The sequence below is a fragment of the Pseudomonas sp. Ors-4-3C genome, from assembly GCF_055755035.1.
In genome coordinates this window covers 3,502,025-3,520,000 of record NZ_CM146900.1, presented here as the reverse complement: position 1 = coordinate 3,520,000, position 17,976 = coordinate 3,502,025, and the positions used below count along the sequence as shown (strand labels likewise).

Sequence of the window (17,976 nt, the reverse complement as noted above, 5' to 3'; positions counted from 1 at the left end):
ACGAACCTCTGGTGTTCCGGTTGTCACGCCAGTGGCATTGCCGGGTAGCTATGTTCGGGAAAGATAACCGCTGAAAGCATCTAAGCGGGAAACTTGCCTCAAGATGAGATCTCACTGGAACCTTGAGTTCCCTAAAGGGCCGTCGAAGACTACGACGTTGATAGGTTGGGTGTGTAAGCGCTGTGAGGCGTTGAGCTAACCAATACTAATTGCCCGTGAGGCTTGACCATATAACACCCAAGCAATTTGACTACTCGAGAGAGCATCAGATTGCGGTGTGTGAAGACGCAATGAACCGAAAGTTCGCGATGCTCACAAGACACCTGTATCACATACCCGATTTGCTGAAGCGAGGCCAACAGGTCGCGAGTCAGTACCCGAATTTCTTGACGACCATAGAGCGTTGGAACCACCTGATCCCATCCCGAACTCAGAAGTGAAACGATGCATCGCCGATGGTAGTGTGGGGTTTCCCCATGTGAGAGTAGGTCATCGTCAAGATTAAATTCCGAAACCCCAATTGCGAAAGCAGTTGGGGTTTTGTTTTGCCCGCAGGAAAGTGGTTTGATCGCCAGAATCACACGATACGCGCGCTCCAACCGTCGCCAGGACTGCCGTTGGGCAAAATCCTTCTGAAGTGACCACTCGGTTTTTGGTATGGTGCAGCTCGTTTTTTAACGGACTGATGTCATGCCCATGGATCGGCACTCAAATTATGTCAAAGAGTCGCTGTAGAAATGCCTGAACCCATTCCCATCAAGGATCACGAGAAAGAGAAGCGGTTGGTCAATAAACGGTTGATCGCCTGCGCTCTCTTCGTCTTTGCTATCAGCTGCGCGCTGGTGGTGCGCCTGTACATCCTGCAAGTGGTTGAGTACGACTACCACTCGACCATCTCCGAAAACAACCGCGTGCACATTTTGCCGATCCCGCCGACAAGAGGCTTGATCTACGACCGCAATGGCGTGCTGCTCGCTGATAACCGACCCAGTTACAACCTGGTGATCACCCGCGAACGCGCCACTGATGTCAATCAGGAGCTGGACGAGGTGATCAATCTCCTGCATCTGCCCGCTGAAGATCGCACGGTTTTCGATAAGGCAATGAAGCAGTCCCGTCATCCATTTACCCCGGTGACACTGTTCTATGAACTGACGGAAGAACAGATCGCCGTGTTGGCAGTCAACGAGTTCCGTTTGCCGGGCCTCGATGTCGAGCCGCAGTTCGTGCGGCATTACCCGCTGGGGCCGCACTTCGCGCATTCAATCGGCTACGTTGGCCGGATCAACGAGAAAGAGTCCAAAACCCTCGACTCAGTGGAGTATCGCGGCACCCAATCCATCGGCAAAACCGGCATCGAGCGCTTTTACGAAGCCCAGCTGCACGGCCACGTAGGCTATGAAGAAGTTGAGACCAACGCCCAGGGCCGAGTGTTGCGGGTGCTCAAGCACACCGATCCGGTCCCTGGCAAAAACATCGTGCTCAGTCTCGACGTCAAGCTGCAGGAAGCTGCCGAAGCGGCACTGGGGGATCGTCGTGGTTCGGTGGTGGCACTTGATCCGTCCACCGGTGAGGTGCTGGCCATGGTCAGCAACCCGAGTTTCGACCCGAATCTGTTCGTCACCGGCATCAGCTCCAAGGAGTATTCGGCGCTACGCGACTCCATCGACCGACCGCTGTTCAACCGCGTGCTGCGCGGCCTGTATGCGCCAGGCTCGACCATCAAGCCGGAAGTGGCGATTGCCGGTCTCGATGCCGGCGTCGTGACCCCGCAAACCCGCGTTTTCGACCCGGGTTACTACCAACTCCCCGACTTTGATCACAAGTACCGCAACTGGAACCACAGCGGCGATGGCTGGGTGGACATGGACGCGGCGATCATGCGTTCCAATGACACCTACTTCTACGATCTGGCGCACAAGCTCGGCATCGATCGCCTGCACGACTACATGGCAATGTTTGGCCTTGGCGAAAAAGTCTCGCTGGATATGTTCGAAGAGTCGCCCGGTTTGATGCCGTCTCAGGCCTGGAAACGCGCAACACGCCGCCAAGCCTGGTTCCCGGGGGAAACGGTAATTCTCGGCATCGGTCAGGGCTACATGCAGGTCACGCCGCTGCAACTGGCTCAGGCCACCGCACTGATCGCCAACAAAGGCGTATGGAACCGACCGCACCTGGCGAAGACAGTCGATGGTGTGGCGCCGGTTGACGAGCATCCGATGCCCAACATCCTGCTGAAGAACCCGCGTGACTGGGATCAGGTCAACCACGGCATGCAGATGGTGATGCACGATGCCCGGGGGATCGCTCGTGCTGCAGCGGTGGGTGCGCAGTACCGTATTGCGGGCAAGAGTGGTACCGCGCAAGTGGTGGCGATCAAGCAGGGCGAGCGCTACAACCGTGAGAAAACCCTCGAACGCCATCGCGACAACGCCTTGTTCGTCGGCTTCGCTCCGGCGGAGCACCCGAAGATCGCCATCTCGGTAATGATCGAAAACGGCGAGGCTGGTGGTCGCGTCGCCGGTCCGGTGGTGCGGCAGATCATGGACGCCTGGCTATTGGATCAGGACGGCCACCTCAAGCCGCAATACGCTGCGCCTGCCAAGCCGCCGGGTGATCCGCACGTTTAACCTGAGACGTCTCCCGGCACAGGCTCGCGCACGCTGAGCAAAGCCGGGAGACGCCCACGGAAACGTATTACTTGCAGCGGTAACCCTCGGGCATCGTCACGGTATAGTTGCGCTGCACGCGATCCTCGAAACTCAGGTTCTGCAGGCCTTGTTCCACCAGAAAGGTTTCGACCTTGGCGGCTTGGCAGTCGTCGTTATAGGACGAAGCCCGAAGCAGGTAGACGGTACGCTTGCTCACTTCATCCCGGGCGGTGGCAACGAATGTGCTGAGAGTGGTGTAACCGATTCGCTCCGAGGTACCCACCGGACCATATGTAGTGTTTGGGGTACTGGTGCAGGCCAGCCGATCGTCTTTCTTCTTGATGTTTTTGCACACCGTCGAAGTGCTGGTTACGACTTGCCCATAATCGGTGGCGGTGTAACGGTAGGACACTTGCCGGCTGCCGATATCGAGGGTGATGGTCATTTTCACCGGAGCATGGTTTCTGGGCAGATCAGCGTCGGTATAAACCTCCTGGAATCCCCGGTCTTTCAACGCATTCACCATATCGCGAAGATAGTAGCGAGCATTCAATGCATTTTCAGCAGTGGCGCTTGCCGAGGTCACAAGTACTGTTGCCTTGCGGTCGAACTGATAGTCCGGATCAGGTATCGCGTTGAGCGCTACGTCCAATTGTGTGGCGCAGCCGCTGAGTGACGCTGTCAGCAATAACAGCGCGCATGACAAATAACGGGACATGAAATAGCCGCCTTGAAACTAAGGATTGAATGAGAGTTAAACGATTGCGACTGGCGGTAAACAACTCGCCGTCAGGGGAAAGTCCTAGTCTTTCTGATATTCCAGCAGATCGCCCGGTTGGCAATCGAGCGCCGCGCAGAGCTTGTCGAGGGTTGCCATTTTCACGCCTTTGACTTTGCCGTTTTTCAGCAATGACAGATTGGCCTCGGTGATCCCGAGCAGGGCGGCCAGCTCTTTCGAGCGAATTTTTTGAGTGGCCATAACAACATCAAGGCGGACGATAATGGTCATTATATTGTTCTATATGTATTGACTTTGCTCATCGCTGAGCACTTTTGCATCGCGCATGATAATTGAAAACGAACACAGCAATACGCCTTTGATAATTTCGTAGGCAGAAGAGGATGGCAGGCCGATAGAGAACTGAAAAATGCGATCCCCCGGCGGCAGATCTATCGACAAGGCAAGACCTTGCAGGGTCTCTACCAGCGGATAGGCGGCCGGAGAAACGATGCACAGTACCCCCACTCGCCACAGGACCCCGATATTGCGGTCGGTCCAGGTTTCGCCGCGCGACAAGCGCAGGAAAAATAACCCTGTCAGCCATAACGTGTACGCCGACAGAACAACGGGCAGGAAGTCCAGGACAACGATCAGCGCAGTGGCGAATGACGACAGCCAGGTGGCGGGATCGAGCAGTGCGCCTTCGACAAACGGGTCAAGCAATTGTGGTGAGCCTTCAGCGAACGCATAGAGCAGGCTTGCCAGCATTTCATCCTTTTTGAAGATCCAGATCGTAGTGTTGCCGCCGACCTCCGTTACACCCAGAACCCAGACAAGTATCGCTGCCAGCAGCCCGATCCAATGCATGCGCTGCAGCGCCAGTCCGTTGTTGTGAGTACTCATGAAAATTCCTGGTTGTTTCAGTTGGGTAGCGAATGTTCGATGATTAATTATCTAATTACAATAATTTATTTTGATTTATTTCTGCGACTGCCTTTTCTGCGGTCAGCATCGCATTGCTGCTCGAAACGTTGATAAGAAGACGATCCGCCAGCCGCATTCCCCCAATCGCCCCGTGGTGCTTGCCATCGTCCTGACGTTAACGCACAGGGCGTTGGAATCAAAAAAGCGCAAAGCGGACCGCTGCGGAGCGCTTGATGAGACCGAAACCACTGACTTCGGCCCGCTGACTGAAATCTACTTCAGCGGCATGCGTTCGCCGAAAGAACCGAACCTGATGTTCGGCGTGCTCAATCGCTTGGCCAAGTACGACATCAAGCAGAAGAAGCTGCTGCAGGCCGCGACTCCGGAGCATTCCTACTACTGCATTTCGTTCAATAAGGATGGCAGCAAGATCTATCTGGCCGGGACGTTCAACGATGTGGCGATTTTTGATGCCGAGACCATGAAGCAGACGGGGAGCATCAAGTTGCCGGGTGGGGATATGGCGATTACGACGGCGCAGGTGTTTGTCCGCTAATGGGTGGCGCCTGTGCTGACGCCTTCGCAAGCAAGCCCGCGCCCACAATCGGAGTGTATTTCAAATGTGGGCGCGGGCTTGCTCGCGCAGAGGCCCTCGAAACCACTACAAGGTCAGGCCCCCGGTACCGGGCAACTCATGTCGCCTTCTTCACACTTCAAATACTGCTTCAACGCCTCGACCCGCACTTTGGTGACACCCGTCAGGCAATTGCTGTAAATCAGCGGATAAACACTGCCGCCCGCGACTCCGGATGCCGAAAACTTGCATTCGGCATCGCGAAACCCGATCCACGCCCGCTGCGCACTCACCAACAGCTTTTTGGCGTCGGCGTTGTCTTTCAAACGGGCGGTGATTTGCTGATAAACCGCATTCAGTTCCTTGTCGGCAGTCTTGAATTCCTGCCCGGCACACTGGTTCATGGTGGCCTGATCGTTGGCATTGGCACAGTCGACGGCGGCATGGGCGAGGGGCGTGAACAGAAAGGGCGTCAGGGCCAGCAGCAGGCGTGGGGACATGGGGGTTCTCACTGTTTCAGATGGAAGTACCGAGCAGTTTAGCGGCTCTGGGGCTTCTATTCAGGTACGCGTAGCCGGGATGCTTCGAGCAGGCGATCTGCGGTGGCCGCAATCTCCTCGCCGTCATGGAGCATTTCCAGCCAGTGGGTGGGAATCGCCCGAACGCCGTAATAAGCGCCGGCCACCTGACCAACGATAGCGGCAGTGGTGTCGGCGTCATCGCCAAGATTGGCGGCTTGCAGAATCGCCGATGAAAAACTGTCGGTGCGGTGAAAACACCACAGCGCCGCTTCCAGTGACTCGACACTGTAGCCGCTGCCACGGATTTCTCTCGCCGACTTCGCGAGGTAATCGCCTCGAGCGATGGCTGCGACTTTCGGTTGAGAGAAGGTTGAGTCCGGCAGTTTGCGCAACTCTATTTTGGAGGCGCCAAGCAGCGCTTTGCTGATCAGTTCGGCAAACAACTGACAGCATTCGATGGCTTCGGGGGCTGCATGGGTTGTCCGCGAACTGTCGATGGCGAACTGGCGGATCAGCGGGGCATCAGGAAAGTAAAACAGCACCACCGGCACCAGGCGCATCAGTGAACCGTTGCCGGCGGTAAAAGGGTTGGTAGATCCCGCAAAGGGCTGACCGGTTTGTTGATACTGCGACAGCGCCTGGCTGACCGTCATGCCGATATCGAAACAATCACCGGTGGAGCTGAGATAGCCCCATTTCCACCAGTTCAGATAGCGCCCCATCTGGTCAGCCGCATCGAAGGTGTTTTTGCTCAGCAGACTTTCTGCCAGGCACAGCGCCATCGAAGTGTCATCCGTCCATTGCCCTGGCTTCAAGTGAAAGGGGCCGCCACCGACCATGTCCGTCAGTGGCTGGAATGAGCCCCGTGGCTTGAATTCCACCGTGGTCCCGACAGCATCGCCACAGGCAAGGCCGAGCAGAGCGCCGCGATAACGTTCGGAGAGGGATGGCTGCATGGTTCGTCCTTGTTTGTTTCCATTTCGCAGGAAAAGGTAACAGGTTCATCGGCGGAGAGCGCTCGATTCAACCAGCGGAAATGCCGCCGAATGTTTCCCCATGCTGCACAGTTGCGCTGCTTTGATACAACTTCAGGTTGGACATGTGGTCATACGAGCCTACTGTTCAGAACAGGAGGTGACTTATGAAACCGGTACCCAATAGTTTCGAACGCAAAATCAAGCTGAAGGCGCCGCGTTCCTATGTCTGGCGCGCACTGGTCGATGCCGAGGCGTTTGGCCAGTGGTTTGGCGTGGCGCTGGAGGGCAGGCGGTTCATTGCCGGGGAATGGACGCAAGGGCAGGTCACCTATCCCGGTTATGAACACGTGTTGTGGAACGTGTTGGTCGAGCGGGTCGAGCCGCAGCAGCTGTTTTCATTTCGCTGGCACCCCTACGCGGTCAACCCGAGCATCGACTATTCCCAGGAACCGACGACGCTGGTCAAGTTCGACCTGCAGGATTACGAGGACGGTACCTTGCTCAAGGTGTCTGAGACCGGTTTTGCGCATATTCCCGACGTGCGCCAAAAGGAGGCGTACTACATGGATAGCCGAGGCTGGGAGGAACAACTGAGTCGACTTGAAAAATTTCTCGTCGATGGCGCCAAGTTCCGGGAACGTGAGGGTGACTGACGGCGCGATTTTCGCACCCTGGTTGCAATGCTGGGCGCTGGTACCGGACGGTGAACCGATCATTACCCCGGGCAGCCGCCTGTTACCGGTACGTTTCGGCGACACGCCGGCGATGCTCAAGGTTGCGCTGGATACCGACGAGCGATTCGGCAATCAGCTGATGACCTGGTGGGACGGTGACGGCGCCGCGCGAGTGCTGGCCCATCACGAGGAAGGTTTGTTGCTGGAACGGGCCATGGGCCGGCGTTCGCTGATGCACATGGCGCTCAACGGTGAAGACGACGAGGCCACGCGGATCATGTGCGCGACACTGGCGCGCTTGCATGCGCCGCGTTCGACGCCGCCACCGCCGCTGGTAGAGCTGACGCCGTGGTTCGCCTCGCTGCGCGTGGCCGCGGCCGCGGCCGAACATGGCGGGACCTATGCCCTGAGCCTGCAAGCGGCAGAAGCTTTGCTCGCAGATCCGCAGGACGTGGTGGTGCTGCACGGTGACATGCACCACGACAACGTTCTCGATTTCGCTGCACACGGCTGGCTGGCGATTGATCCCAAACGGGTCCGTGGCGAGCGTGGTTATGACTACGCGAACCTGATCTGCAATCCGGATCTGCCGACCGCTGGCGAGCCGCAGCGTTTGCGCCGTCAGCTCGAAGTGATTGTCGAGGCTTCCGGGCTTGATCGCCGACGCTTGCTGCAGTGGGTGCTGGCGTTCGCCGGGTTGTCCGCGGCGTGGTTTCTCGAAGACGACGCGCAGCAGCAGGCCGCCGGGCAGCTAGAGATCGCGCGAATCGCGGCTTGCCTGCTGGATGCCTGAACGGACTAAGGGTTTTCGGAAGTGCCTGTATAGCGAATGTCTTACACGCGTTGGTAGCTTTTGCGACTATCGCCGATTGGATCCACGGCGTAATCTACACCCATCAACTGAGACACAGGGAGTGTTTCAGGATCACGGATGATCGACCATTAGCAAGGATCGCTGCCGACAGGGAGTCGATAATGGTCTTGGGAAAAACCCGCTTCGGCGGGTTTTTTTTCGCCTGGAGAAAAGTGCTGAAGGCTTGTGTCGGGCACCTGTAGCGAGGGGATTTATCCCCGATGGGTAGCGAAGCGACCCCAAAAAGGGCCTGCTGCGCAGTCCATCAGGGATGAATCCCCTCACCACAGGAATCAAGCAATCAAGAGGCAATCAGCTGCCGCAGCACGTAGTGCAGGATGCCGCCCGATTTGAAGTACTCCACCTCATTCAATGTATCGATGCGGCACAGCACTTCGATTTTCTCCTGCCGCCCGTCTTCACGGGTGATCACCAACGTCAGGTTCATGCGGGGCGTCAGGTCGACGCCGGTCAGGCCCTGAATATCCAGGGTTTCCTTGCCGGTGAGGTTAAGGCTCTTGCGGTTCTGATCGAGCTTGAACTGCAGCGGCAACACGCCCATGCCCACCAGGTTGGAACGGTGGATGCGCTCGAAGCTTTCAGCGATAACCGCTTTGACTCCCAGCAGGTTGGTGCCTTTTGCTGCCCAGTCACGGCTGGAGCCGGTGCCGTACTCCTGACCGGCGATCACCACCAGCGGCGTGCCCGAGGCCTGATACAGCATGGCCGCATCGTAAATCGGCATTTTCTCGCCGCTCGGGATGTAGATCGTGTTGCCACCTTCTTCGCCGCCAAGCATCTCGTTACGAATGCGGATGTTGGCGAACGTGCCGCGCATCATCACTTCGTGGTTGCCGCGCCGTGAGCCGTAGGAGTTGAAGTCCCGCGGCTCCACGCCTTTCTCGCGCAGATAGCGCCCGGCCGGGCTGTCAGCCTTGATGTTGCCGGCAGGGGAGATGTGGTCGGTGGTCACCGAATCGCCCAGCAGCGCCAGAACCCGCGCGCCTTTGACGTCAGTGATCACCGGCAACGGGCCGGAAATGTCGTCGAAAAACGGTGGATGCTGGATGTAGGTCGAATCGTCCTGCCACACATAGGTGGCGGCTTGCGGCACCTCGATCGCCTGCCATTGCTCGTCGCCGGCAAATACTTCGGCGTATTCCTTGTGGAACATCGCGGTGTTGACCTGGCTGACCGCGTCGGCGATTTCCTTGCTGCTCGGCCAGATATCCCGCAGGTACACCGGATTGCCTTGCTGGTCGTTACCCAGCGGCTCGCTGCTGATGTCGGTGCGTACGCTGCCGGCCAGGGCGTAGGCGACCACCAGCGGTGGCGAGGCCAGCCAGTTGGTCTTGACCAGCGGATGCACCCGGCCTTCGAAGTTGCGGTTGCCGGACAGCACCGACGCCACGGTGAGGTCGGCTTTCTGAATGGCTTTTTCGATCGGCTCCGGCAACGGCCCGGAGTTGCCGATACAGGTGGTGCAGCCATAACCGACCAGCGAGAACCCGAGTTGATCAAGGTATTGCGTCAGCCCCGCAGCCTTGTAGTAGTCGGTGACCACTTTCGAGCCGGGTGCCAGCGAACTCTTCACCCACGGCTTGCGGGTCAGGCCTTTCTCCACGGCTTTTTTCGCCAGCAGACCGGCCGCCATCATCACGCTCGGGTTCGAGGTGTTGGTGCACGAGGTGATCGCGGCGATCACCACTGCGCCGTTTTTCAAGCGGTAGGTGTGGCCTTCGTATTCGTACTCGGTTTCGCCGATCAGATCGGCGTTGCCCACGGCCACGCCACCACCACCCTCGCTTTCCAGGCGACCTTCTTCCTTGCTGGTGGGCTTGAATTGCAGGTCCATGAAATCACTGAAGGCCTGCGCCACATTCGGCAGGGAGACCCGGTCCTGTGGGCGTTTCGGCCCGGCGAGGCTGGCTTCGACGCTGCCCATGTCCAGCGCCAGGCTGTCGGTGAACACCGGTTCCTGGCCGGGCAGGCGCCACAGGCCCTGAGCCTTGGTGTAGGCCTCGACCAGTTTCACCACTTCGGCCGGGCGACCGGACAGGCGCAGGTATTCCAGGGTGACGTCATCGACCGGGAAGAAGCCGCAGGTCGCGCCGTATTCCGGGGCCATGTTGGCGATAGTCGCGCGGTCGGCCAGTGGCAGATCGGCGAGGCCATCACCGTAGAATTCGACGAATTTGCCGACCACACCTTTCTTGCGCAGCATCTGCGTGACGGTCAGCACCAGGTCGGTGGCGGTGATGCCTTCCTTGAGCTTGCCGGTGAGTTTGAAACCGATCACTTCCGGAATCAGCATTGACACCGGTTGGCCGAGCATCGCGGCTTCCGCCTCGATCCCGCCAACGCCCCAGCCGAGTACGCCGAGGCCATTGATCATGGTGGTGTGGGAGTCGGTGCCGACCAGGGTGTCGGGGAACGCATAGGTGCGGCCGTCCTCATCCTTGGTCCACACCGTGCGCCCGAGGTATTCGAGGTTGACCTGGTGGCAGATCCCGGTGCCCGGCGGTACCACGCTGAAGTTGTCGAAGGCACTCTGGCCCCAACGCAGAAAGGCGTAGCGTTCGCCGTTACGCTGCATTTCGATGTCGACGTTCTGTTCGAAGGCGCTTGGAGTGGCGAATTTGTCGACCATCACCGAGTGGTCGATCACCAGGTCCACCGGCGACAACGGGTTGATCCGCTGCGGGTCGCCGCCGGCCTTGGCCATCGCCGCGCGCATGGCGGCGAGGTCGACCACGGCGGGTACACCGGTAAAGTCTTGCATCAATACCCGGGCCGGGCGGTACTGGATTTCCCGGTCGGAGCGACGCTCCTTGAGCCACGCGGCAATGGCCTTGAGGTCGGCACCGGTGACAGTTTTTTCATCTTCCCAGCGCAGCAGGTTTTCCAGCAGGACTTTCAGCGACATCGGCAACTGGTCGATATTGCCCAGGCTTTTCGCGGCATCCGGCAGGCTGAAATAGTGGTAGGTTTTTTCGTCTACTTTCAAGGTTTTAAGGGTTTTCAGGCTATCGAGGGACGGCATTACGATCACTCCTTTGAGTCCGCACGGCTACGGACTGAGGGGACGGGCAGAGCTATCAACGTAGCCCTGTTTTCAGTAGCTGGCTAATAACTGGACTCTATTGACGGAACCAAGGTTCCGACATCGGCTATCATGCGCCGGTTTTCGTGACAGGCTTTGCTTCACCGCAAGGCTTGAGCAGCGCGCAGGGGCCGAATGTCCGCCCTCTGCCCAGGAGTAAGAATGAACACCCTATTCATGCATTGCCGGCCAGGCTTCGAAGGCGAAGTCTGTTCGGAGATTTCCGACCTCGCCGCCCAACTCAACGTGGCCGGTTACGCCAAGGCCAAACCGGCCACCGCTTACGCCGAGTTTGTCTGCACCGAAGAAGACGGTGCCGAGCGTCTGATGCGCGGCCAACGCTTCGCCGAGCTGATTTTCCCGCGGCAATGGGCGCGTGGCGTCTTCATCGACCTGCCGGAAACCGACCGCATCAGTGTGATCCTTGAGCACATGGCGGACTTCCCGGTCTGCGGCAGCCTGTGGCTGGAAGTGGTCGACACCAACGACGGTAAAGAGCTGTCGAACTTCTGCAAGAAATTCGAAGGCCCGCTGCGCAAGGCACTGACCGGCGCCGGCAAATTGGTGGACGACGCGAACAAACCGCGCCTGCTGCTGACCTTCAAGAGTGGTCGCGAAGTGTTTCTCGGCATGGCCGATGCCGGCAACTCGGCGATGTGGCCGATGGGCATTCCGCGCCTGAAGTTTCCGCGCGAGGCACCAAGTCGTTCGACGTTGAAGCTGGAAGAGGCCTGGCACCACTTCATCCCGCGTGATCAGTGGGACGAGCGCCTGCACAGCGACATGACCGGCGTCGACCTCGGCGCCGCTCCGGGCGGCTGGACCTGGCAACTGGTCAACCGCGGCATGCTGGTCACCGCGATCGACAACGGCCCGATGGCCGAGAGCCTGATGGACACCGGGCTGGTACAGCACTTGATGGCCGACGGCTTCACCTTCAAGCCCAAGCAACCGGTGGACTGGATGGTCTGCGACATCGTCGAGAAGCCGGCGCGTAACGCGGCGATGCTCGAAGAGTGGATCGGCGAGGGGCATTGCCGCGAAGCGGTGGTCAACCTCAAGTTGCCGATGAAACAGCGCTATGCCGAAGTGAAGCGCCTGCTCGAGCGCATCGCCGATGGCTTCAAGGCGCGCGGGATCAAGGTCGATATTGGCTGCAAGCAGCTGTATCACGACCGCGAGGAAGTGACCTGCCACCTGCGTCGGCATGACATCAAAAAAGCCAAGTCCCGCTAAGTCACCACTAAACCCCGTGGGAATGATCTCTGTGGTGAGGGGATTTATCCCCGATGGGATGTAGCGCATCCCCAGTCTTTGGGGCCGCTTCGCGACCCATCGGGGATAAATCCCCTCGCTACAGATGACTGAGCACCCGGCATGCGCGACAATGCCGGCCAGTTTCAGGAGTGAATCATGAGTGAAATGATCGACACGCCGGTCGACGGCACCCTCGACGCCACCGGTCTCAATTGCCCGGAACCGGTGATGATGCTGCACCAGCACATCCGTGACCTGGTGCCTGGCGGCCTGCTCAAGGTGATCGCCACCGATCCCTCGACCCGTCGCGACATTCCCAAGTTCTGCGTGTTCCTCGACCACGAACTGGTGGGCCAGCACGAAGAGGCTGGTACTTATCTGTACTGGATCCGCAAGAAACAAGCCTGACCCTCAGGCACACGCAAAACCCAATGTGGGAGCGGGCTTGCTCGCGAAAGCGGTGTGTCAGTCACTGTAAATGTCGACTGAAACACCGCTCTCGCGAGCAAGCCCGCTCCCACTTTTTTGTACTGTGTTATTGGTTTAACCCGCGCTGCGACTCATCCGAATACGCTTGCGCGCACTGCGCGTCAGGCGAATCGACAGCATGAACGCCGCGCAGCTCAGACCAACGATCAAACCCTGCCACAAGCCGCTCGGGCCACGCGGCTCGCCGAGCCAGTCGGTCAGGCCGAGGGCGTAACCCACCGGCAGGCCGATGCCCCAGTAGGCGAACAGCGTCAGGATCATCGTCACCCGGGTGTCCTGATAACCGCGCAGGGCGCCGGCAGCCGTCACCTGGATTGCGTCGGAAAACTGGAACAGCGCTGAATACACAATCAGCATCGCCGCGATATGAATCACCGTCGGGTCGGCGGTGTAGATCGCCGCAATCGGCTCGCGCAGCAACAGCATCATGCTCGCCGACAGACAGGCGTAGGCCAACGCAGTGCCCATGCCGACGCCGGCGGCGAAGCGTGCCTCACGCGGTTCTTCACGGCCCAGCGCCTGGCCGACACGCACGGTCACCGCCATGCCCAGCGAATACGGAATCATGAACACCAGCGAGCTGACGTTCAGCGCAATCTGGTGCCCGGCCACCACCGTCGCGCCGAGGCTGCCGATCAGCAGGGCGATCACGGCGAAGATGCTCGACTCGGCAAACACCGCGATGCCAATCGGCAGACCGATCGCCAGCAAACGCTTGATCACCGCCCATTGTGGCCAGTCGAAACGGCTGAAGATCTCGCTCGAACGATAAGCTGGCGCCCAGCGCTCGTAACCGGCCAGCCCCAGCGCCATGACCCACATCACGATCGCCGTGGCCCAGCCGCAGCCGACGCCACCCATGGCCGGTACGCCGAAGTGGCCATAGATGAAGATGTAGTTCAGCGGAATGTTCAGCGCCAGACCGCACAGGCCCAGCACCATCGCCGGACGGGTGCGACCGATGCCGTCACTGGTGCAGCGCAGCACATGATAGAACGCCACCGCCGGCAGGCCGCTGGCAATGCCGTGCAGGTATTGCATGCATGGGCCGATCAGCTCGGGATCGACTTTCATCAGGTGCAGCACCGGTTCGGCGGCGACCAGCATGCAAGTCGCGATCAACCCCACCACCAGCGCCAGCCACAACGCCTGACGGACGATCGGGCCGATTTCACTGTGGGTGCCGGCGCCGAAACGCTGGGCGACTTTCGGTGTGGTGGCCAGCAGGGTGCCGGTCATCAACAGAAAAACCGGGACCCAGATCGAGTTGCCCAGTGCCACCGCCGCCAGATCACGTGGCCCGACGCGGCCGGCCATCACGGCATCGACGAAGCCCATGGCGGTGGTCGCCAGTTGCGCGATGATGATCGGCAACGCCAGGGCGAGCAGGTTCCTGAACTCCAGGCGAATTCGCGCGGGGCGGGTGAGTGAGGCAGCGAGAGGTTGATCAGTAACAGAATTCACAGGCAAAGCGTCCACAGGTGTTGATGCGCAAGGCGCCGCATTCTACGCCGCTGACGTGACAGTCAGGAAAAATCCTCTGTTGCGGATTTGTAATCATCAAGGCCATCCACTGTGGCGAGGCAGCTTGCTCCCGTCGGGAAGCGAAGCGCCCTCGCCACCGTGCAGTCTGCGCTGGCTCAACGGTGGATCAGCACCTAAACTGCCGATCCCCCCAAGGAGCCCGCCATGCTGATTGTTGCCGACGAAAATATCCCGCTGCTCGATGCCTTTTTTGCCGGTTTCGGCGAGATCCGCCGGGTCCCGGGCCGCTCCATCGACCGTGCGACGGTCGAGCAGGCCGACGTGCTGCTGGTGCGCTCGGTGACCAACGTCAATCGCGCGCTGCTCGAAGGCAGCAAGGTGCGTTTCGTCGGCACGTGCACTATCGGCACCGATCATCTGGATCTCGATTATTTCAACGAGGCCGGCATCACCTGGTCCAGCGCACCCGGTTGCAATGCGCGGGGCGTGGTCGATTATGTACTCGGCAGCCTGATGACTTTGGCGGAAATTGAAGGCGTCGATCTGCCACAACGTACTTACGGCGTCATCGGTGCCGGTGAAGTCGGCGGCCGGTTGATCAAGGTCCTCAAGGGACTGGGCTGGAATGTCAAAGTCTGCGACCCGCCGCGTCAGGCGGCCGAGGGCGGCGATTACGTCAGCCTGGAGCAGATCATCGAGCAGTGCGACGTGATCAGCCTGCACACGCCGCTGACCCGTACCGGCGAAGGCGCGACCTGGCACCTGTTTGATGAGCAGCGTTTGCAACAGCTCAAACCCGGTACCTGGCTGATCAACGCCGCTCGTGGTCCGGTGGTGGATAATGCCGCGCTGCGCAAAGTGCTGCTGGCGCGCGAAGACCTGCAAGCAGTGCTCGACGTTTGGGAAGCCGAGCCTGAAGTCGATGTGGCCCTCGCCGAACTCTGCGTGCTGGCCACGCCGCACATCGCCGGCTACAGCCTTGATGGCAAGCAGCGCGGTACGGCGCAGATCTATCAGGCTTATTGCGAGTTTATCGGTCAGCCGCCGAGTATCCAGCTCAGTGACCTGTTGCCGGCACCGTGGCTGTCAGAAGTGACCCTGCACGCCGACAGCGATCCGGCCTGGGCGCTGGCGATGTTGTGCCGCGGGGTGTACGACCCACGCCGCGATGACGCGGATTTTCGCCGCAGTCTTGTAGGCAATGTCGCTGAACAGCGTGCGGCGTTCGATGTATTGCGCAAGCAGTATCCGGTGCGACGCGAGATTGAAGGGCTGAAGGTGCGGGTCGACGGGAATTCGCCGCAGTTGCAAAAGATTGTGGCGGCGCTGGGAGCAGTTGCTGTCTGAAAACCCTGTAGGAGCTGCCGAAGGCTGCGATCTTTTGATCTTGCCTTTGAAAAACAAAGTCAAAAGATCGCAGCCTTCGGCAGCTCCTACACAGAACAGAACAGAACAGAACGGCAGGCAGAAAAAACCCGGCCAAACAGGGGCCGGGTCAGGAAGACGGTGGCTATATCACTTTTGTTCGGCAGGCTTGACCAATCGCTTCTCCAGTTCGCGGCATGCTTGCTGGATCATGTCTTCAGTGATCGGTACTTCACGCCCGTCCTTATCAATAATCGAGCAACCCAGAGGTTGGCCGGGCTTGGTGCGGATCACTTGAATCTTGTCATCGCTGCTGTGTTGCAAGGACATGGCCTGTCTCCTCATCAGGTTGTGCACGTAGATTAAAACCGCCACGTGACCAGGCTGTGACAACACCTTTGGGTCTGTCAAAAGCGGCATCTCCACTCCAACAGAAATGACCGCTCGTCTCAACCGGGACATTAGACCAATAGCAACTATGGCCTAGTCTTTGGGGGCATATTTAACCTGACTCATTGTGATTTACAGAGTTCCGCCCCATAGAAGGTTTAGGCTAGCCCTTTCACCAACACGGATGTGTACCTGAATGATCTCGAAGCTTTCTTCCCGGCACCGTCGCGCGCTGAGTCTGACCAGCCGATTTCTGGCGCCTTATCGTTGGCAAGTCTGCGCTGCGCTGCTGGCGTTGATCGTCACCGCGGCCGTCACTTTGTCGATGGGGCAGGGGATCAAATTGCTGGTCGATCGGGGCTTCATGACCCAGTCGCCGCACCAGCTGAACCAGAGCATTGGGATCTTCATGCTGATGGTACTGGGCCTGGCGGTCGGCACATTTGCGCGGTTTTACTGGGTGTCGTGGATCGGCGAGCGTTGTGTGGCGGATATCCGGCGCGAAGTGTTCAACCATCTGGTGTATCTGCATCCCGGTTTTTACGAGAACAACCGCAGTTCGGAGATTCAGTCACGGCTGACTGCCGACACCACATTGCTGCAATCGGTGATCGGCTCGTCACTGTCGATGTTTCTGCGCAACCTGTTGATGGTGATCGGCGGGGTGGTCCTGCTGTTCGTCACCAACCCGAAACTCACCAGCATCGTCGTGATTGCCTTGCCGTTCGTAGTCGCCCCGATTCTGATTTTCGGTCGGCGCGTGCGCAATCTGTCGCGGCTGAGCCAGGACCGGGTCGCCGACATCGGCAGCTATGTCTCCGAGACCCTCGGCCAGATCAAGACCGTGCAGGCCTACAACCACCAGGTGCAGGACGAGCGGCGTTTCGCCACGACGGTCGAGGACGCATTCGACACGGCGCGCAAACGGATTTTTCAGCGTTCCTGGATGATCACTGTGGTGATCGTGCTGGTGCTGGGCGCGGTGGCGGTGATGTTGTGGGTCGGTGGCATGGACGTGATTGCCGGGCGCATCACCGGTGGCGAACTGGCGGCTTTCGTCTTCTACAGCCTGATCGTCGGCAGTGCGATCGGCACGTTGAGCGAGGTGATCGGTGAGCTGCAACGTGCGGCGGGTGCCGCCGAGCGGATCGCTGAATTGCTCAGTTCAAAAAACATCATCCAGCCACCGACCATCGGGCTGGTGACGTTGCCAGAACGGATCAAGGGCGAACTGCAATTGCAGAATGTGCACTTTTCCTACCCGTCGCGTCCGGACAGCTACGCCGTCAACGGCTTGAGCCTGACCATCAGGGCCGGCGAGACCCTGGCCCTTGTCGGCCCATCCGGTGCCGGTAAATCCACGGTGTATGACTTGCTGTTGCGCTTCTACGACCCGATTGAAGGCCGGATCCTGATCGACGGCGTGCCGCTGACCAGCCTCGACCCGCTGGACCTGCGCCGCAATTTCGCCCTGGTCTCGCAATCGCCCGCGCTGTTTTTCGGCAGCGTCGAAGAGAATATTCGTTACGGCAATGCTGGCGCGACACTGGAGCAGGTCAAGGAAGCGGCAAGAATTGCCCATGCTCATGACTTCATCGAGAAGATGCCCAACGGCTATCAGACCCATCTGGGGGACGCCGGCCTCGGCCTTTCCGGCGGCCAGCGTCAACGCCTGGCGATTGCCCGCGCGCTGCTGGTGGATGCGCCGATTCTGCTGCTGGACGAAGCCACCAGCGCCCTCGATGCGCAAAGCGAACATCTGATTCAGGAAGCCTTGCCCAGCCTGATGCAAAACCGCACCACGCTGGTGATCGCACATCGACTGGCCACGGTGAAAAACGCCGACCGGATCGCCGTGATGGATCAGGGCCAGTTGGTAGCGATCGGTACCCATCAGGAGCTGATCGTGAGCAATCCGCTGTATGCGCGGTTGGCGGCGCTGCAGTTCAATGATGGGCACGCCGTGGCGGTTTAGAACTGGCGCAGGCCTTT

The 17,976-nt window shown here is 59.3% G+C and carries 15 protein-coding genes, 2 rRNA genes and 1 pseudogene (1 of these 18 running past the window's edge); 10 read left to right on the top strand and 8 right to left on the bottom strand.

Annotated elements, in window-relative coordinates:
• The 3 genes from ACVHNU_RS15775 to mrdA form a co-directional block, all read left to right on the top strand.
• Positions 1-230 (top strand): 23S ribosomal RNA (locus ACVHNU_RS15775); it begins 2,662 nt to the left of the window's first position.
• Positions 231-385: 155 nt separating this feature from the next.
• Positions 386-501, top strand: a 5S ribosomal RNA gene (rrf, locus tag ACVHNU_RS15770).
• 236 nt (positions 502-737) lie between these two features.
• Positions 738-2,630, top strand: coding sequence for a penicillin-binding protein 2 (gene mrdA, locus ACVHNU_RS15765; protein WP_103486294.1), 1,893 nt, complete (start codon positions 738-740; stop codon positions 2,628-2,630).
• Positions 2,631-2,697: 67 nt separating this feature from the next.
• On the opposite strand, the gene ACVHNU_RS15760 is transcribed toward mrdA, so the two are convergent.
• From ACVHNU_RS15760 to ACVHNU_RS15750, 3 genes are all read right to left on the bottom strand, one after another.
• Complete coding sequence (locus ACVHNU_RS15760) at positions 2,698-3,369, bottom strand: hypothetical protein (RefSeq protein WP_262143436.1); 672 nt, start codon at positions 3,367-3,369, stop codon at positions 2,698-2,700.
• An 84-nt stretch (positions 3,370-3,453) separates the two neighbouring features.
• The gene (locus tag ACVHNU_RS15755) at positions 3,454-3,660 is read right to left on the bottom strand and encodes a helix-turn-helix domain-containing protein (protein ID WP_003226632.1); all 207 of its coding nucleotides are present in this window, start codon (positions 3,658-3,660) and stop codon (positions 3,454-3,456) included.
• 9 nt (positions 3,661-3,669) lie between these two features.
• Positions 3,670-4,275 (bottom strand): hypothetical protein, encoded by a 606-nt coding sequence (locus ACVHNU_RS15750; RefSeq protein ID WP_473017763.1) that lies wholly within the window; start codon positions 4,273-4,275, stop codon positions 3,670-3,672.
• 256 nt (positions 4,276-4,531) lie between these two features.
• Here ACVHNU_RS15750 and ACVHNU_RS15745 point away from each other — a divergent pair.
• Positions 4,532-4,852: pseudogene (locus tag ACVHNU_RS15745) on the top strand (hypothetical protein); the annotation flags it as partial.
• A 113-nt stretch (positions 4,853-4,965) separates the two neighbouring features.
• On the opposite strand, the gene ACVHNU_RS15740 reads toward ACVHNU_RS15745, so the two are convergent.
• On the bottom strand, positions 4,966-5,370 hold the full coding sequence (locus tag ACVHNU_RS15740) for a lysozyme inhibitor LprI family protein (RefSeq protein WP_103486292.1): 405 nt from the start codon (positions 5,368-5,370) through the stop codon (positions 4,966-4,968).
• Positions 5,371-5,426: 56 nt separating this feature from the next.
• Positions 5,427-6,347 carry an ADP-ribosylglycohydrolase family protein gene (locus ACVHNU_RS15735; protein WP_473017762.1) on the bottom strand — a complete coding sequence of 307 codons (921 nt, stop codon included), beginning with the start codon at positions 6,345-6,347 and terminating at the stop codon, positions 5,427-5,429.
• A gap of 185 nt (positions 6,348-6,532) precedes the next feature.
• Here ACVHNU_RS15735 and ACVHNU_RS15730 point away from each other — a divergent pair, with 185 nt between their 5' ends.
• On the top strand, positions 6,533-7,021 hold the full coding sequence (locus ACVHNU_RS15730) for an SRPBCC family protein (protein WP_473017760.1): 489 nt from the start codon (positions 6,533-6,535) through the stop codon (positions 7,019-7,021).
• Positions 6,987-7,835, top strand: a complete 849-nt coding sequence (locus ACVHNU_RS15725) for an aminoglycoside phosphotransferase family protein (RefSeq protein ID WP_473020077.1) — start codon at positions 6,987-6,989, stop codon at positions 7,833-7,835. Before ACVHNU_RS15730 ends, ACVHNU_RS15725 begins: the two co-directional genes overlap by 35 nt.
• A gap of 361 nt (positions 7,836-8,196) precedes the next feature.
• On the opposite strand, the gene acnA is transcribed toward ACVHNU_RS15725, so the two are convergent.
• Positions 8,197-10,938 carry an aconitate hydratase AcnA gene (acnA, locus tag ACVHNU_RS15720; protein WP_473017759.1) on the bottom strand — a complete coding sequence of 914 codons (2,742 nt, stop codon included), beginning with the start codon at positions 10,936-10,938 and terminating at the stop codon, positions 8,197-8,199.
• Between the two features lie 222 nt (positions 10,939-11,160).
• Between acnA and rlmM the strand changes: the two genes are divergently transcribed.
• Positions 11,161-12,234: a 23S rRNA (cytidine(2498)-2'-O)-methyltransferase RlmM gene (gene rlmM, locus ACVHNU_RS15715; protein ID WP_262143428.1), complete on the top strand. Its 1,074-nt coding sequence runs from the start codon at positions 11,161-11,163 to the stop codon at positions 12,232-12,234.
• Positions 12,235-12,411: 177 nt separating this feature from the next.
• The gene (gene tusA, locus ACVHNU_RS15710; protein ID WP_003226616.1) at positions 12,412-12,663 is read left to right on the top strand and encodes a sulfurtransferase TusA; all 252 of its coding nucleotides are present in this window, start codon (positions 12,412-12,414) and stop codon (positions 12,661-12,663) included.
• Between the two features lie 135 nt (positions 12,664-12,798).
• Here the strand turns inward: tusA and ACVHNU_RS15705 are convergent, their stop codons facing one another.
• Positions 12,799-14,208 carry an MATE family efflux transporter gene (locus ACVHNU_RS15705; protein ID WP_003226614.1) on the bottom strand — a complete coding sequence of 470 codons (1,410 nt, stop codon included), beginning with the start codon at positions 14,206-14,208 and terminating at the stop codon, positions 12,799-12,801.
• A 225-nt stretch (positions 14,209-14,433) separates the two neighbouring features.
• Here ACVHNU_RS15705 and pdxB point away from each other — a divergent pair, with 225 nt between their 5' ends.
• On the top strand, positions 14,434-15,576 hold the full coding sequence (pdxB, locus tag ACVHNU_RS15700; RefSeq protein WP_473017758.1) for a 4-phosphoerythronate dehydrogenase PdxB: 1,143 nt from the start codon (positions 14,434-14,436) through the stop codon (positions 15,574-15,576).
• Positions 15,577-15,744: 168 nt separating this feature from the next.
• On the opposite strand, the gene ACVHNU_RS15695 is transcribed toward pdxB, so the two are convergent.
• Positions 15,745-15,924 carry a PA1571 family protein gene (locus tag ACVHNU_RS15695; protein WP_338802558.1) on the bottom strand — a complete coding sequence of 60 codons (180 nt, stop codon included), beginning with the start codon at positions 15,922-15,924 and terminating at the stop codon, positions 15,745-15,747.
• 256 nt (positions 15,925-16,180) lie between these two features.
• On the opposite strand from ACVHNU_RS15695, the gene ACVHNU_RS15690 reads away from it, so the two are divergent.
• Complete coding sequence (locus ACVHNU_RS15690; RefSeq protein ID WP_103485798.1) at positions 16,181-17,959, top strand: ABC transporter transmembrane domain-containing protein; 1,779 nt, start codon at positions 16,181-16,183, stop codon at positions 17,957-17,959.
• Positions 17,960-17,976 lie beyond the last annotated feature (17 nt).

What these genes read in the sequence shown, in the direction of transcription:
- ACVHNU_RS15730 (WP_473017760.1), top strand. Translation starts at nt 6,533, where the DNA reads ATGAAACCGGTACCCAATAGTTTCGAACGCAAAATCAAGCTGAAGGCG.
- ACVHNU_RS15695 (WP_338802558.1), bottom strand. Translation starts at nt 15,924, where the DNA reads ATGTCCTTGCAACACAGCAGCGATGACAAGATTCAAGTGATCCGCACC.
- acnA (WP_473017759.1), bottom strand. Translation starts at nt 10,938, where the DNA reads ATGCCGTCCCTCGATAGCCTGAAAACCCTTAAAACCTTGAAAGTAGAC.
- ACVHNU_RS15740 (WP_103486292.1), bottom strand. Translation starts at nt 5,370, where the DNA reads ATGTCCCCACGCCTGCTGCTGGCCCTGACGCCCTTTCTGTTCACGCCC.
- ACVHNU_RS15750 (WP_473017763.1), bottom strand. Translation starts at nt 4,275, where the DNA reads ATGAGTACTCACAACAACGGACTGGCGCTGCAGCGCATGCATTGGATC.
- ACVHNU_RS15725 (WP_473020077.1), top strand. Translation starts at nt 6,987, where the DNA reads ATGGCGCCAAGTTCCGGGAACGTGAGGGTGACTGACGGCGCGATTTTC.
- rlmM (WP_262143428.1), top strand. Translation starts at nt 11,161, where the DNA reads ATGAACACCCTATTCATGCATTGCCGGCCAGGCTTCGAAGGCGAAGTC.
- ACVHNU_RS15690 (WP_103485798.1), top strand. Translation starts at nt 16,181, where the DNA reads ATGATCTCGAAGCTTTCTTCCCGGCACCGTCGCGCGCTGAGTCTGACC.
- ACVHNU_RS15735 (WP_473017762.1), bottom strand. Translation starts at nt 6,347, where the DNA reads ATGCAGCCATCCCTCTCCGAACGTTATCGCGGCGCTCTGCTCGGCCTT.
- ACVHNU_RS15760 (WP_262143436.1), bottom strand. Translation starts at nt 3,369, where the DNA reads ATGTCCCGTTATTTGTCATGCGCGCTGTTATTGCTGACAGCGTCACTC.
- tusA (WP_003226616.1), top strand. Translation starts at nt 12,412, where the DNA reads ATGAGTGAAATGATCGACACGCCGGTCGACGGCACCCTCGACGCCACC.
- pdxB (WP_473017758.1), top strand. Translation starts at nt 14,434, where the DNA reads ATGCTGATTGTTGCCGACGAAAATATCCCGCTGCTCGATGCCTTTTTT.
- ACVHNU_RS15755 (WP_003226632.1), bottom strand. Translation starts at nt 3,660, where the DNA reads ATGACCATTATCGTCCGCCTTGATGTTGTTATGGCCACTCAAAAAATT.
- mrdA (WP_103486294.1), top strand. Translation starts at nt 738, where the DNA reads ATGCCTGAACCCATTCCCATCAAGGATCACGAGAAAGAGAAGCGGTTG.